Consider the following 13905-nt stretch of genomic DNA (forward strand, 5'->3'; position numbering starts at 1 on the left):
ACCTTTGCAAATGCTGACAAGGAGTTCCAGATTCGAGCCGGTGTATTGCCGGCACTTCTAACGGATGAGAAGACGATCTCCATGCGAGACATGGGCCGGCGCTTCCGTTTCGCTCACTGCAAAAACTTCGTAGCAATCACTTCATGACTGCCGGGCACCAGCGGTGGCCATCGCCGTTGCCCAAAATGTTGATCATCGGCAATGAATCCAGCCTTTACAAGGCTTTGCGGTCAAATGAGTGCCAGACCTTTACAGCAATTCGACCTGCTTTACAGTAAGATTGCCCTCGTTTTACCTTACCAATTAAATAACTAAGAAAAACAATGCGCACTTCAGGGCTTGAGGACGTTGCCAAGGCGACGCAAGGGGAAGAGCGGCCGCCGGGGTTTCCTGCGCGCGTTCAGGGCGTGTTGCGACATCTGCCCGCAGCGCTGGTGATCGCGCTCATTTCCATCAGTTACTCCGTCAGTTACGGCGCGATGATTTTCGGCAGCGGCGGCAGCGCCTTGTTGCTGGCCGGTTTGCCGCTGTTGTTCGTGACCACCTGCGTGGTGATGCTGATGCAGGCTTGTTCCAGCACCCTGCCGTTTGTGGTGGCGGGGGCGGACTCCAATTCCACGGGCATTCTGGCTTTGATGGTGAGCAGCATCTGGGCCGGCATGGGCGAGGCGCATGCCGATCCGCAGGCGGCGATTGCGACCGTGTTGATGGGCGTCGCGTTGAGCACGGTGCTGGTCGGCCTGTTGCTGACGCTGCTGGGTTCGGCGCGACGCGGCAATCTGGTGCAGTTCGTGCCGTTTCCTGTTCTGGGGGGATTTCTGGCCGGCAGCGGTTATCTGCTGTGGACCGGCGCTTTCGGCATTCTGACCGGGCATGCGGTGGACGCCGATTTCTTCTCTGCGCTATCGCATCTGCATTGGGTGACGGTGGTGCCGGCGCTGATCGTGGCGGTGGCGATGCTGGGTGTGCCGGGACGCAAGTTCGATCATCCGGCGGTACTGCCGCTGGGACTATGCGTGGCGGCGCTGGTCTTTTATGCGGGCATGGTCTTGTCGGGGGTGTCGGTCGAAGAGGCTCGCAGCGCAGGCTGGATGTTTCAATCCCTGAGTCTGAGCGGCTTTCATACGCCGGCGACCTTGTCCTGGAATCTGATCGACTGGGATGTGCTGTTCAGCCACTACAGCGAATTCCTGACGCTGGTGGCGGTGATGACCCTCACCATTCTGCTCAACGCCACCGGCATCGGACTGGCGACGCGGCGCGACGTCGATTTCAACCACGAGCTGCGCAGCGTCGGCGTCGCCAACGTCGTGACCGGCGTGCTGGGCGGGGTAGTGGGTTGCCATTCGCTGAGCCGCACTTTGCTGAATTACCAGTTCGGCACACGCAATCGCACCGCCAGCATTCTGGCCACGTTCATCTGTCTGGTATGCGCGCTGTTTTTTCTGCCGCTGATTTCCTATCTGCCCAAGCCGGTGCTGGCAGGTCTGCTCATCGGGTTGGGCGCCGGCCTGCTCAATGAGTGGGTGCTGAAGGCGCGCCATCGTCTGGCGCGCGGCGACTATTCGCTGATCGTGCTGATTCTGGCGGTGATCGCCTGGCATGGTTTCGTCGCTGGCGTGGCGCTGGGCAGCGTGGTGGCTTGCGTGCTGTTCGTGGTTGACTACAGCCGCGTCTCCTGCGTGAAGATGGAGTTCACCGGCGTGGCGCTGCACTCCAAGCTGGAGCGGCCGATGGAAGCCAGCGCGCAGCTCAAGGAAGCCGGCGAGCGTTTGTTCGGCATGTGTCTGCAGGGCTTTCTGTTTTTCGGCAGCGCCAACCAGATGGTCAATCGCGTGCGCCAGCAATTGCAGCGCCCGCGTGATTTCATCATCATCGATTTTCGTTATGTGCAAGGTCTGGATGCCTCGACCTCGCAGAGTTTTTCCAAGCTATGCCAGGTGTGCGATCAGCATCAGACAATGCTGATTCTCACCGGCGTCAGCGACAAGATCCGTCTGCCGATCGAACGCGCCATGGCCGGACGCGCTGCGCTGCAGGAATTTGCCGACCTCGATGCCGCGCTGGAGTGGGTGGAAAACCGGGTGCTGGCCGCCAGCGCCGCCGAACACGCAGACGGCGATCTCCAAGTGAGTCTCAAGGAATATTTTGACGAGCGCGAACTGAAGTCCTTGTTTGCACGTATGGAAAAAGTCGAACTCGACGCCGGCACCTTGCTGTTCAGCAAAGGAGAAATCGGCGACTGCATGTACTTCATTGAAGACGGACAGGTCAGCATTTCACTGAGCCTGAACGGCGGCAAGAAAGTGCGGCTGCGCACCTTTGCCAATGCCACCATCGTCGGCGAGATGGCCTTGTACAGTGGTCAGAAGCGCACCGCCGATGTGGTCACCGACCGCCATACCCGCGCCTACCGGCTGAGCATGGCGCGCCTGCGCCAGCTGGAGCGCGAAGATCCTTCGGCAGCCTTGCAGCTGCATAACTATGTGGTGAGAGTGCTGGCCAGCCGGCTGGCCGCAACCAATGAGGCGTACCGGCTGACGTATTGAGATATCGAAGTTGGCCCGGCTTCAGGCGTTCAGTGCATGCTTGATGCCGTTGACCCAGGACTTGGCCGGCAGCTTGGTTTCGGTATTGATCTCGGTCGCGCGCTCGTACAGCGCCGGGATGTCGATATGCGGATTGCCCTTGAAGGCGATGGCGACGACGTTGCCGTCGTGGACCTCCGGCAGCGAGATCACGGTATCGAAAGCGAAAGTCATGGCCTTCAGATTCTTGGCGTAGCTGGGATGATCGCCGAACAGATTGACGGTCATGATGCCGTGTTCGCTGAGACTGTCATAGCAGGCGCGGTAGAACTCCGGCGTGTCGAGCACCGGGCCGCGTGCGGTGGCGTCGTACAAGTCAACCTGCAAGGCATCGATACTGCCGTGGCGCGCACTGTCGGTGATGAAATCCATTGCATCCATTTCCAGAACGGTGAGCCTGTCATCGGCCGGCGGCAGCTTGAACATGCTATCGCAGATGGCAATCACTGAGGGATTCAATTCCACCGCGGTCACCTGCGCTCCGGGAAAATTGCGGTAGCTGAACTTGCTCAGTGCGCCGGTGCCCAGACCCAGTTGCACGATGTGCTGCGGCGCCGGGTTGAACAGCATCCAGGCCATCATCTGTTGCGCATATTCCAGCTCGATCCAGTCCGGCTTGCGAATCCGCATCGCACCTTGCACCCACTCGGTGCCGAAATGCAGATAGCGCACGCCTTCTTCTTCGGACAGCGTCACCGGCGCGAACTTCGGTTTGCGTGGTGCGGCCGGCGTTGCCGCCGGTTTGCCGCGCCGGGCTTTTTCCGGACCGGCTTTGGTATTGCCTTCGGCTTCGATGGATTTTCTTTTGATCAGCATGATGGTGAAGTGGTGCGATGAGACTGGAAACAGATTGCCGCCGCTATGGACCGTGCCGGCAATTGCGGCCGCCCTGAAAGCGAAGTGCGAATGATACCTTGCCGCCCGCAAACGATTGCAAAAGAAGCGGTGTTCTGACTCGCCCCGGTCTCTGTCGTTGAGCGCAACCGGTCGCAACTTGGCGCACGACCTTGCTCGCCCGTTCAGGCCTGCTTCGATCCATCCGGCTCAAATCCCGCATATCCACATGCGGAATCATTCGTTCTGATACCGAGCTAGGGCATGTGAACATGCATGCCTTAACAATTCAGGGGAGTGCGATGCGTGTATCGGTGAGCAAGGCCATTTCGGCGGTTTCGGCAGTGACTCTGGCAGTCGCCATGTTGACCACGGCAGGGGCCGCGTGGGCGCAGGAGCGGACCAGGATCAAGGTGGGTATTTCGGTGGGCAATTCGGAATCGACGTTTGATGTCGTCAAGAAGGTAGCCGCGCGCGACGGTCTGGACATTCAGGTCATCACCTTCAGTGATTATCTGCAGCCCAACGAAGCGCTGGCGGCCGGCGATCTGGACGCCAATGCCTTTCAGCATCAACCGTTTCTGGACAGCCAGATCAAGTCGCGCGGCTACAAGATCGTGCCGGTCGGCTTGACCATCACGGCGCCGCTGGGCATCTATTCCAAGAAATACAAATCGGTCGATCAATTGCCGGTGGGTGCCAGCATCGGCATCCAGAACGATCCCTCCAACGGCAACCGGGCCTTGTTGCTGTTGCAGAAAGCCGGTCTGATCAAGCTCAAGCCGGGCGTCGGCGAGAACGGCACCAATGCCACTCCGCTGGACGTGATCGACAATCCGAGGAAGCTCAAGCTGATCGAACTCGACGCCGCGCAACTGCCGCGCTCGCTGGACGATCTGGCGGCCGCCTCGATCAATAATGACTACGCTTTCAAGGCCGGTCTGTCGCTGCAAAAAGACACCATCGCGGTGGAAGATGCCAAGGGTCGTTACGCCAACCTGATCGCGACCCGCGTTGAAGACAAGGACAAGCCCTGGGTCAAGAAACTGGTCAAGGCTTATCAGTCGGATGAAGTGCGCAAGTTCATCGAAACCGAATTCAAGGGTTCGCTGGTGCCGGCGTTTTGATCGGCGCGTCTGAATTCTCGCGTGGAGTCGCCGGTTGAACAGGGCGAGTCATGCCGGAGGCGGGCAAGTAACAGGACCGGCGGCAATTTCACAAATTGCCGCCGGTCATTTTTTTTGCGCGTGCCCGTCAGCAAGCGGCACTGAGAGAAATGCGTAAAAAAAGCGCTGATCTGCTCAGGCAGGCGTTTTCAGCGGTCTGATCCATTTATTTTTAAGCGGGTGAGGCTGGATTTTGAGCGTTCGTCATATACACTTCGCTCATGCTTAAAAATCTCATCTTCTGCATAAAGCTGGCGATTGTCTTTGCCGCCATTGTCTTCTTTGGCAAGGCCATGCAGTACCTCATCCTCAACGGCGGATTCTCCGGCGCGTTTTACGATTTCATCTTTTTCCGCTCCTAGGAGCCGGCCGCCGGTCTGTTCGATTTATCTCCCAGGCAAGATCACTTCCGCTACGATAGCGTCCCTGTCCTGCATTTCATTTCAGGCCGGCGGTTCATGACGCAGTCACCGAAACATGGCATGCTCGCCTCTCAACATTTACTCGACGTTAAAGGATCCACAGAAATGAGCAATATCCACTTCATTGGTGGTGAAAAAGGCGGAGTCGGCAAATCACTGGTCTCCCGCGTGCTGGCCCAGTATTTCATCGACAGTCATATTCCTTTCCGGGGTTTCGATACGGACAAGTCGCATGGCGCGCTGATGCGTTTCTATTCGGATTTCTCGGCGCCGCTGATTCTTGAGCAGCATGACAGCCTGGATCCGGTGATCGAACGCGCGCTGGAAGATCCGCAACGTCGCATTCTGGTCGATCTCGCCGCGCAGACCCAGCAGTCGCTGGCAAGCTGGATCGAAGATTCGGGCGTGCTCGACTTCGCCGCCGAGCACGGCATGGCGCTGACCTGGTGGCACGTGATGGACACCGGCCGCGATTCAGTCGATCTGCTGCGCAAGTGGCTCGATCAGTTCGGTGGACGACTCAAGCTGGTGATCGTGCTCAATGAAGTGCGCGGCGACCGCTTCGAGATTCTGGAAGCTTCGGGTGAACTGCAGCGTGCTGAAGCCTTGGGCGCGAGCGTGATTTCCCTGCGCCGTTTGCCTGACGCCACCATGCAGAAAATCGATCAGCAAAGCGCGAGTTTCTGGGCCGCGCTCAATCACGGAGACCGCGGCAACGCCGGGCTCGGCATGCTGGAGCGTCAACGCGTCAAGATCTGGCTGAATCGTACTTACGCTGATATGGCAAAGCTGGCGCCGTAAGTGTAAGCAGCATTGCTCGTGACAGAAACGGTTCGCTCGAAAGGCGGACCGTTTTTTATGGGCTACAAGCAGCGGTCTTGGGCTATTTTTTTAATGAGGTTCCATAGGACTTCGGTGTTCGTCTTCAGACCTTTAATGCCGACCACTGCGCCAGCTTTTCAGCATAGGCCAGCGTATAGGCCGGGCTGCTCGATGGCAGCATGAGTATCCTGTATTTATCCGCGCGTTCTTTGAGCGCCTTGATTCCCAGTTTGGCCGCGGTGCCGCCATTGAAGGCGATCGTGTGTAGCAGGGGCAGGCTCTCGATCAGGGCGGGAAGATCATTGCTGGTGTGGCCGACGATATTGCTGTCGAGACTGCCCTTGCGCTGCGCTTCGGCCACCACATCCCACAGACCGACGCCATGCGCGAGCAGCGCTCGCAGGCGTGCTTCGTATGTCATCGCGCGCAGATCTGCCCCGACCACTTCCGACATGAGTTTCCAGAATGCGTTTTGCGGATGTCCGTAATACTGGGCGATGGTGAGCGAGACTACGCCGGGCAGGCTGCCCAGAATCAGGATGCGGGTGTCGCTGTTGCATACCGGGGGAAAGCAATTGAGGATGGCTGTTGCGCTTGTTGCGTCGGCTGCTTGCGGCATGCTTTGCAGCTCGTCGGAGGCGGCGAGGGATGTGCGGCTGGTCTTGGATTTACTCATGAACGCTGGGTGAATACGCATGACGAAAAAAAACAGATGCGGGTGGTCGGAAGGTTTTGCATATGCCGCGTAAGCGGCTGCTCTGCGCGATCACGGCAACCGGGCTAAACTAGCCTACACCATCCGTGCGGGAGATGCATGTGCAAACCTGCCGGCATCATTTCCGACGGCCGGATGGCGAGCCCGATACGGTCGCAGCTAGGCGGCGGTATCGGTGAAACATGAGCAGGCACAATCAACTACAACAGGGACATCTTCCATGGGACAAAAAGTGATTCTGGTCACCGGCGGCAGCCGCGGCATCGGTGCTGCGACTGCGCAACTGGCTGCGGCGCGCGGTTATGCAGTGTGCGTCAATTATGTGTCGAATCGCGCTGCGGCCGATGCCGTGGTGAACGACATCAAGAGCAAGGGCGGCAAGGCCATCGCGGTTGCCGGCGACGTCGCCAAAGAGGCTGACATCGTGCATCTGTTCGACACGGTGGATAAAGAACTCGGCCCGCTCAGTGCACTGGTCAACAATGCCGGCGTACTGGATCATCAATCACGCTTGCAGGACATGACGGCCGAGCGCATCAATCGCGTGCTGCTGGCCAATATCACCGGCAGCCTGCTGTGCGCCCGCGAAGCGGTGCGTCGCATGTCGACCCGTAACGGCGGCAGCGGCGGCGGCATCGTCAATCTATCTTCAATGGCGGCCAAGCTCGGCGGCCCTGGTGAATATGTCGACTACGCGGCCTCCAAGGGGGCCATTGACGCCTTCACCATCGGTCTGGCGAAGGAGGTCGCGGCGGAAGGCATACGCGTCAATGCAGTGCGTCCCGGCCTGATCTACACCGACATCCACGCCAGCGGCGGCGAAGCAGGGCGCGTCGATCGTCTCAAGGATGCGGTGCCGATGAAGCGCGGCGGTACTGCTGAAGAAGTGGCGCATGCCATCATGTGGTTGCTGTCGGATGAGGCCTCCTACGCCACCGGCACTTTCATCGATATTTCCGGCGGTCGTTGATCGCAGGCATGGGCCGCTCCGGAAGATGCTTTTCCGGAGCGGCCTTGCGGTTATGCAATGCGCAGCCGCCGCCATGCGATGCCAAACTCAGGTCGTCTTATGTTCTTCAGTGCAGCGCAGGAATCGCCTTGCGCTTGTCCGCATCCGAAGGTTCTGCCTCTTGTAATCGGCGGAATCGAATGCAAATAAATGTAAAATGAACAAAGCTTGGATCGCCGGGTCTATTGCAATCTGCGTTATCTGGGCCCAACGCAAGCGATGTGCATGTTCGTATAAACAGGCTGCCATTCAGCCAAGAATATTTGGTCGTAATATGCGTCGCGCTACAACAAGCTCCTGAAAAATGCGTCCCGAAGTTTCAGTCCTTCGCTGCTTTGTCCGATAGCGCGGGCAAATTGATTTCAAACCGGTTTCAAATCGGTTTAGTGTGCATCAGCTTGCATCGGTTTAGGATCTGGCGATTTTGTTGTCATCGGTCACCTGTTAAATGTTCTCTGTGTTGGAGTCGAGTATGAAAAAGTTGCTTTTGGTTATTTCTGCCAGTGCCGCGATCAGCGTGCTGGCCGGTTGCGCAGTCACCCCGAATTCCGCCAGCGTGTACAACACACGTCAGGCGCAGGGCGAGCAGACCGTGCGCATGGGCGTGGTGGAGTCGGTACGTAACGTCACCATCGACAAGGGCGCGAGCGGCGTCGGTACCGTGGCCGGCGGTGCGCTGGGCGGTATCGCTGCAGGCTCCAGCATCGGCGGCGGCAATGGCGCCTTGGCGGCCGGTATCGTCGGTGCGCTGATCGGCGGCGTGGCTGGTAACCGTATTGAAGACAATATGGCCCAGCGCCCCGGCCTGGAAATCACGGTACGTCTGGATAACGGCGAACTGCGCGCGATCACCCAGGATGCCGATGAACCGTTCCGCGTCGGCGAACGGGTACGCCTGCTGTCTTCGGGTCGTACCACCCGCGTCACGCACTGATCGGACGTTTCAGTCAGCATCGTCGCGGTCGCAACGCGACAAAAAAACCGGCTTCAGGGCCGGTTTTTTCATGGGGGAAACATTTGTTGCCGAAGGCAGATGCTTTGGCAGCGAGTTGTTGTTGAAATATGACACGCTGTCGCTAACGCTGATCTTCTGTCATCAAACACGCGGAAGATGATCTGTATTGCACGCTTGTTGCAGGCTTTGTTTATAAGTTCCCGATTTTATTCTTGAGGGCTGAAGCAGGCCGCCTTAGCAGGTATAATGCGCGCCATGAATGCGCCATCAGATCCACAAGTAGATTCCCTCAGAGTACCTCCCCATTCCATCGAGTCCGAGCAGTCTGTGCTGGGCGGCTTGTTGCTGGATAACGCTGCCTGGGACCGTATTGCGGATTTCGTGAACGCAGAGGATTTCTATCGCTACGATCACCGGATCATCTTTCAGCACATCGTCAAGCTGATCAACAGCACCAAGCCGGCGGACGTGATTACCGTCTACGAAGCCTTGTCCAACAGCGGCAAGGCGGAAGAGGTCGGCGGTCTTTCGTATCTGAACGCGCTGGCGCAGAACACGCCGTCTGCCGCCAATATCCGTCGTTACGCCGAAATCGTGCGCGACCGCGGCATCCTGCGCAAGCTGATCACCGTGGCAGATGAAATTTCCGGCGATGCCTTCCATCCGCAGGGCAAGGACGTCAAGCAGATGCTGGACGAAGCCGAATCCAAGATTTTTGCGATTGCCGAAGAAGGCTCGCGCGGTTCGCAGGGTTTCGTTGAAATTCAACCGCTGCTGACCCAGGTGGTGGAGCGTATCGACGAGCTCTACAACCGCGACAACAGCAGCGACATTACCGGCGTGCCGTCCGGCTTCATCGACCTCGACAAGATGACTTCCGGACTGCAGCCGGGCGACCTGATCATCGTCGCAGGACGTCCGTCCATGGGTAAGACTGCGTTTTCGATCAACATCGGTGAAAACGTCGCGATCGACAGCGGCCTGCCGGTCGCAGTGTTCTCCATGGAAATGGGCGGCGCCCAGCTGGCGATGCGTATGCTGGGTTCGGTCGGCCGTCTGGATCAGCACCGCCTGCGTACCGGCAAGCTGCTGGACGAAGACTGGCCGCGTCTGACGCATGCGATCCAGAAGATGAACGACGCCCAGTTCTACATCGATGAAACCCCGGCGCTGAGCCCGATTGAATTGCGCGCACGTTCGCGTCGTCTGGCGCGCCAGTGCGGCAAGCTGGGCCTGATCATCATCGACTACCTGCAACTGATGTCGGGTAACGGCGGCAGCTCGTCCGAAAACCGCGCCAGTGAAATTTCCGAAATTTCGCGAAGCCTGAAAGGTCTGGCGAAAGAATTGCATTGCCCGGTGATTGCCCTCTCACAGCTCAATCGCTCGCTGGAGCAACGCCCCAACAAACGTCCCGTGATGTCCGACTTGCGTGAATCCGGCGCTATCGAGCAGGATGCCGACGTGATTTTGTTCATCTATCGTGATGAAGTCTACAATCCCGACTCGCCGGACAAGGGAACCGCCGAAATCATCATCGGTAAGCAGCGTAACGGCCCGATCGGCAGTATCCGCCTTTCGTTCCTGGGCATGTACACCAAGTACGACAATTACGTCGGTCACCTCGCCAATCCATACAGCGGCGACTGATGAAGCAGTAAGCTGCCGGCTTGCCGCCGTGCAGACGACGCGGACGGCGCATCAGCTGTTCCCCGTCAATTGAGTGATGCACCTAATCATTAAAATAGAGAGTGAAACATGTTTGGACGACTGATGCCGACCGAAGGCAAATTTTTTGACCTCTTCAATCAGCACGCAGAACTGGCAGTCAAATGCGCCAAAGAAATGGTGGCGCTGATGACCAATTTCGATGACCTCGAAATCCGTGTGCATGCGATTGAGACGCTCGAGAAACAAGCCGACAAGATCACGCATAACACCATCGAACTGTTGCACAAGACCTTCATCACGCCGCTCGACCGCGATGACATCCACCAGCTGATCACGCGCATGGATGACATTCTGGATCTGCTGGAAGACGCGGCCCAGACCATTTCCCTCTACGACATCAAGTCCATCACGCCGGAAGCCAAGCGTCTGGCCGAGTTGTGCCTGGCCTGTGCGCAGAAGGTGCAGTCGGCGGTCGGCCTGCTGCACAACATGGATAACTCGCGCCAGATCCTGACCATCTGCCAGGAAATCGATCGCCTGGAATCGGATGCCGATCACGTGATGCGCGCCGCCATGTCCAAGCTGTTCCGCGATGAGCCGGACGTGCGCACACTGATCAAGCTCAAGGCCATCTACGAAATCCTCGAAACCGTGACTGATCGTTGCGAAGACGTGGCCAACATCATCGAAGGCATCATCGTCGAAAACGCCTGATGGTTTTTCGCGGCGTCCCGGCGCAGGCATTTTTACGCATGAATTTTTGCTCATGTGCTGCCCGCTCCGATGATGCATTAGCGTTCGTCCGGCGCAGGCCTGCAGACGTCCGATCAAGATAACGGTTCATCCATGCATACTGTTCAAATCAGCTTTCACATTCTCGCGCTACTGATCATTCTGGCTTTGCTGTTCGATTTCATGAACGGCTTCCACGATGCCGCCAACGCGATTGCCACTGTGGTTTCCACCGGTGTGCTGCGCCCGCAGACGGCGGTGGCGATGGCAGCCTTCTTCAATCTGGCAGCGGTGTTCGTATTCCACCAGCTACACGTGGCGGCTTCGGTCGGCAAGGGCACCATCGACCCGGCAGTGGTTGATCACGTGGTGGTATTCGGCGCGCTGGTCGGCGCCATTTTCTGGAATCTGGTGACCTGGTACTACGGCATCCCTTCGTCGTCCTCGCATGCCCTGATCGGCGGTCTGGTGGGCGCGGCAGTGGCCAAGGCCGGCACCGGCGCACTGATCTCCTCGGGCCTGCTCAAGATCATCCTGTTCATCGTGCTGTCGCCGCTGCTGGGCGTGCTGTTCGGCTCGATCATGATGCTGGTGGTGTCATGGATGTTCGTGCGCTCCACGCCGCGCAAGATCGACGGCTGGTTCCGTCGCCTGCAATTGCTGTCGGCGTCGATGTACAGCCTGGGCCACGGCGGCAATGATGCACAAAAGACCATCGGCGTGATCTGGATGCTGCTGATCGCCGCCGGTTATTCCAGTGCCGAAGCGCCGCCGATGTGGGTCATCGTGAGTTGCTATTGCGCCATCAGTCTGGGCACCTTGTTCGGTGGCTGGCGCATCGTCAAGACCATGGGCCAGAAGATCACCAAGCTCAAGCCGGTGGGCGGTTTCTGCGCCGAAACCGGCGGCGCCATTACCTTGTTCATCGCCACCGCGATGGGCGTGCCGGTCTCGACCACGCACACCATCACCGGCGCCATCGTCGGCGTCGGTGCTTCGCGCAAGTTGTCGGCGGTACGCTGGGGCGTGGCCAGCAACATCGTCTGGGCCTGGGTGTTCACAATTCCGGCATCCGCCTTCGTGGCGGCGATTGCCTGGTGGATAGGCAGCAAGATTCTGTAAGCCGTTCAAGCTAGTCGTTCTGCCGCTTGCCGCAGCGTTTTAATACAGGCAGACGTTGCCGCACCAAAGAAAAAGCCACCTTGCGGTGGCTTTTTCTTTTACTGCATCGTCCGGCAATACTGTGGGGATCGAGTCCTTACAGCACGTCGCTGGCATGATCCGCCAGACGTGAACGTTCACCGCGCGCCAAAGTGACGTGGCCGCTGTGCGACCAGCCCTTGAAGCGATCCACCACGTAAGTGAGGCCGCTCGAACCTTCGGTCAGGTAAGGCGTATCGATCTGCGCGATGTTGCCCAGACAGATGATCTTGGTGCCGGGACCGGCACGCGTCACCAGCGTTTTCATCTGCTTCGGCGTCAGATTCTGCGCTTCGTCGATGATCAGGAATTTATTGACGAAGGTGCGGCCGCGCATGAAGTTGAGCGACTTGATCTTGATGCGCGAGCGGATCAGATCCTGGGTGGCGGCACGCCCCCATTCGCCGGCATCGCCGTCCGACTTGTTGAGCACTTCCAGATTGTCGTCGAAGGCGCCCATCCAGGGCCCCATCTTTTCTTCCTCGGTGCCTGGCAGGAAGCCGATGTCTTCGCCCACCGGCACGGTGACGCGGGTGACGATGATTTCGTTGTAGGTCTTGTTTTCCAGCACCTGCGCCAGACCGGCCGCCAGCGCCAGCAGCGTCTTGCCGGTACCCGCCTGACCCAGCAGCGTGACGAAATCGCATTCGGGATTCATCAGCAGATTGAGCGCAAAGTTCTGCTCGCGGTTGCGCGCAGTGATGCCCCACACGCTGTTCTTGGCGTGACCGTAGTCGCGCAGCGTCTGCAGCACGGCAGTTTTGCCGTTGATCTGGTTGACCTGGCCGTAGAAGGCCGGCTCGCCGTTCTTTGGCTCGATGAAAACGAACTGATTCACCAGCAGCGAAGGTACATAAGGGCCGGTCACGCGGTAGTAGGTGTAGCTGGTGCCGTGCTTGCTTTCCTGCCACGACTCCATGCCCTTGCCGTGCTTGTTCCAGAAGTCGTCCGGCAATTGCTGGATGCCCGAATACAGCAGGTCGGTATCTTCCAGCACGTGATCGTTGAAATAGTCTTCTGCGGGCAGGCCGATGGCGCGCGCCTTGAGGCGCATGTTGATGTCCTTCGACACCAGCACCACGGCGCGCTCCGGATACTGCTGATCCAGTGCGCGCACCACGCCCAGAATCTGATTGTCGGCCTTGCCTTCGGGCAGGCCTTCCGGCAGCTTGGCATTGGTCAGCTTGGTCTGGAAGAACAGGCGGCCCTTGGCATCCTTGTTGCCCAGTTTGGCGAGCGGAATACCCATGTCGATCGCATCTTCTGCGATATCGCTGACCAGCGCATCCAGCGAGCGTGAAATCTGGCGTGCATTGCGCGCGACTTCCGACATGCCTTTCTTGTGGTTGTCCAACTCTTCCAGCGTGACCATCGGCAGATAGATGTCATGCTCTTCAAAGCGGAACAGCGAGGTCGGATCATGCATCAGCACATTGGTGTCGAGCACGAACAGTTTGCCGCCGCCGGATTTGTCGGCGTTGCGACTGCTGGACGATTTGGTGCGCGATTCGCCATGCTTGGCCGCTGCCGGCGTCTTGGTGACGGCAGGGCTCTTGCCGCTGATCTTGGCGCGCGGCTCGGTAATCTTTGCTTCAATCACGGCCGGCGCGACCGCCTTGGTCACGACGGCAGGTGCGACAGAGGTTTCAACCAATGTGATGTTCGGTTTGACGGGCTTGCTGCTTTCGGCCTTCGGATAATCCTGGGTGGACAATAAGGCTGCTGGTTTACTCGGCATTTTTGGCAGGGGCATCAGAACCTCGGTAGTAAATGAAGAAAACACCGCTTTGT

At 58.5% G+C, this 13905-nt stretch carries 12 protein-coding genes; 9 read left to right on the forward strand and 3 right to left on the reverse strand.

Annotation, left to right across the window (positions count from 1 at the left end):
• The first annotated feature begins 323 nt into the window (after nucleotides 1-323).
• Nucleotides 324-2549 (forward strand): SLC26A/SulP transporter family protein, encoded by a 2226-nt coding sequence (locus PQR62_RS11795; protein WP_408158070.1) that lies wholly within the window; start codon nucleotides 324-326, stop codon nucleotides 2547-2549.
• Between the two features lie 21 nt (nucleotides 2550-2570).
• On the opposite strand, the gene PQR62_RS11800 is transcribed toward PQR62_RS11795, so the two are convergent.
• Entirely contained in the window at nucleotides 2571-3404 is an 834-nt protein-coding gene (locus tag PQR62_RS11800) for a spermine/spermidine synthase domain-containing protein (protein ID WP_408158072.1), read from the reverse strand.
• Nucleotides 3405-3784: 380 nt separating this feature from the next.
• Here PQR62_RS11800 and PQR62_RS11805 point away from each other — a divergent pair, with 380 nt between their 5' ends.
• The 3 genes from PQR62_RS11805 to PQR62_RS11815 all read left to right on the forward strand — a co-directional run bounded on the left by PQR62_RS11805 (nucleotide 3785) and on the right by PQR62_RS11815 (nucleotide 5811).
• Nucleotides 3785-4549, forward strand: coding sequence for a MetQ/NlpA family ABC transporter substrate-binding protein (locus PQR62_RS11805; RefSeq protein WP_408158537.1), 765 nt, complete (start codon nucleotides 3785-3787; stop codon nucleotides 4547-4549).
• A gap of 260 nt (nucleotides 4550-4809) precedes the next feature.
• Nucleotides 4810-4950 carry a hypothetical protein gene (locus tag PQR62_RS11810; RefSeq protein ID WP_408158074.1) on the forward strand — a complete coding sequence of 47 codons (141 nt, stop codon included), beginning with the start codon at nucleotides 4810-4812 and terminating at the stop codon, nucleotides 4948-4950.
• Between the two features lie 165 nt (nucleotides 4951-5115).
• Nucleotides 5116-5811 carry a P-loop NTPase family protein gene (locus PQR62_RS11815; protein ID WP_408158076.1) on the forward strand — a complete coding sequence of 232 codons (696 nt, stop codon included), beginning with the start codon at nucleotides 5116-5118 and terminating at the stop codon, nucleotides 5809-5811.
• Nucleotides 5812-5935: 124 nt separating this feature from the next.
• Here PQR62_RS11815 and PQR62_RS11820 read toward each other — a convergent pair whose 3' ends face one another.
• Nucleotides 5936-6451, reverse strand: a complete 516-nt coding sequence (locus PQR62_RS11820) for a DNA-deoxyinosine glycosylase (RefSeq protein ID WP_408158538.1) — start codon at nucleotides 6449-6451, stop codon at nucleotides 5936-5938.
• A gap of 316 nt (nucleotides 6452-6767) precedes the next feature.
• Here PQR62_RS11820 and PQR62_RS11825 point away from each other — a divergent pair, with 316 nt between their 5' ends.
• From PQR62_RS11825 to PQR62_RS11845, 5 genes are all read left to right on the forward strand, one after another.
• Nucleotides 6768-7517: an SDR family oxidoreductase gene (locus tag PQR62_RS11825; RefSeq protein ID WP_408158078.1), complete on the forward strand. Its 750-nt coding sequence runs from the start codon at nucleotides 6768-6770 to the stop codon at nucleotides 7515-7517.
• 511 nt (nucleotides 7518-8028) lie between these two features.
• Nucleotides 8029-8490 (forward strand): outer membrane lipoprotein, encoded by a 462-nt coding sequence (locus tag PQR62_RS11830; protein WP_408158080.1) that lies wholly within the window; start codon nucleotides 8029-8031, stop codon nucleotides 8488-8490.
• A gap of 276 nt (nucleotides 8491-8766) precedes the next feature.
• Nucleotides 8767-10161 (forward strand): replicative DNA helicase, encoded by a 1395-nt coding sequence (locus tag PQR62_RS11835; RefSeq protein ID WP_408158081.1) that lies wholly within the window; start codon nucleotides 8767-8769, stop codon nucleotides 10159-10161.
• A 108-nt stretch (nucleotides 10162-10269) separates the two neighbouring features.
• Nucleotides 10270-10896: a DUF47 domain-containing protein gene (locus tag PQR62_RS11840; protein WP_408158083.1), complete on the forward strand. Its 627-nt coding sequence runs from the start codon at nucleotides 10270-10272 to the stop codon at nucleotides 10894-10896.
• Between the two features lie 132 nt (nucleotides 10897-11028).
• Nucleotides 11029-12036 (forward strand): inorganic phosphate transporter, encoded by a 1008-nt coding sequence (locus PQR62_RS11845; protein ID WP_408158085.1) that lies wholly within the window; start codon nucleotides 11029-11031, stop codon nucleotides 12034-12036.
• A gap of 136 nt (nucleotides 12037-12172) precedes the next feature.
• On the opposite strand, the gene PQR62_RS11850 is transcribed toward PQR62_RS11845, so the two are convergent.
• The gene (locus tag PQR62_RS11850; RefSeq protein ID WP_408158087.1) at nucleotides 12173-13867 is read right to left on the reverse strand and encodes a PhoH family protein; all 1695 of its coding nucleotides are present in this window, start codon (nucleotides 13865-13867) and stop codon (nucleotides 12173-12175) included.
• Nucleotides 13868-13905: the final 38 nt, after the last annotated feature.

Origin of the sequence: Herbaspirillum lusitanum, assembly GCF_046025995.1 — a bacterium.
In the GTDB taxonomy this organism is placed as follows: Bacteria; Pseudomonadota; Gammaproteobacteria; order Burkholderiales; family Burkholderiaceae_D; genus Herbaspirillum; species Herbaspirillum lusitanum_A.

Excerpts from the sequence above, each read along its gene's own strand:
- PQR62_RS11805 (WP_408158537.1), top strand. The coding sequence starts at position 3,785 with ATGTTGACCACGGCAGGGGCCGCGTGGGCGCAGGAGCGGACCAGGATC.
- PQR62_RS11830 (WP_408158080.1), top strand. The coding sequence starts at position 8,029 with ATGAAAAAGTTGCTTTTGGTTATTTCTGCCAGTGCCGCGATCAGCGTG.
- PQR62_RS11800 (WP_408158072.1), bottom strand. The coding sequence starts at position 3,404 with ATGCTGATCAAAAGAAAATCCATCGAAGCCGAAGGCAATACCAAAGCC.
- PQR62_RS11810 (WP_408158074.1), top strand. The coding sequence starts at position 4,810 with ATGCTTAAAAATCTCATCTTCTGCATAAAGCTGGCGATTGTCTTTGCC.
- PQR62_RS11840 (WP_408158083.1), top strand. The coding sequence starts at position 10,270 with ATGTTTGGACGACTGATGCCGACCGAAGGCAAATTTTTTGACCTCTTC.
- PQR62_RS11835 (WP_408158081.1), top strand. The coding sequence starts at position 8,767 with ATGAATGCGCCATCAGATCCACAAGTAGATTCCCTCAGAGTACCTCCC.
- PQR62_RS11820 (WP_408158538.1), bottom strand. The coding sequence starts at position 6,451 with ATGCCGCAAGCAGCCGACGCAACAAGCGCAACAGCCATCCTCAATTGC.
- PQR62_RS11815 (WP_408158076.1), top strand. The coding sequence starts at position 5,116 with ATGAGCAATATCCACTTCATTGGTGGTGAAAAAGGCGGAGTCGGCAAA.
- PQR62_RS11845 (WP_408158085.1), top strand. The coding sequence starts at position 11,029 with ATGCATACTGTTCAAATCAGCTTTCACATTCTCGCGCTACTGATCATT.
- PQR62_RS11795 (WP_408158070.1), top strand. The coding sequence starts at position 324 with ATGCGCACTTCAGGGCTTGAGGACGTTGCCAAGGCGACGCAAGGGGAA.
- PQR62_RS11825 (WP_408158078.1), top strand. The coding sequence starts at position 6,768 with ATGGGACAAAAAGTGATTCTGGTCACCGGCGGCAGCCGCGGCATCGGT.
- PQR62_RS11850 (WP_408158087.1), bottom strand. The coding sequence starts at position 13,867 with ATGCCCCTGCCAAAAATGCCGAGTAAACCAGCAGCCTTATTGTCCACC.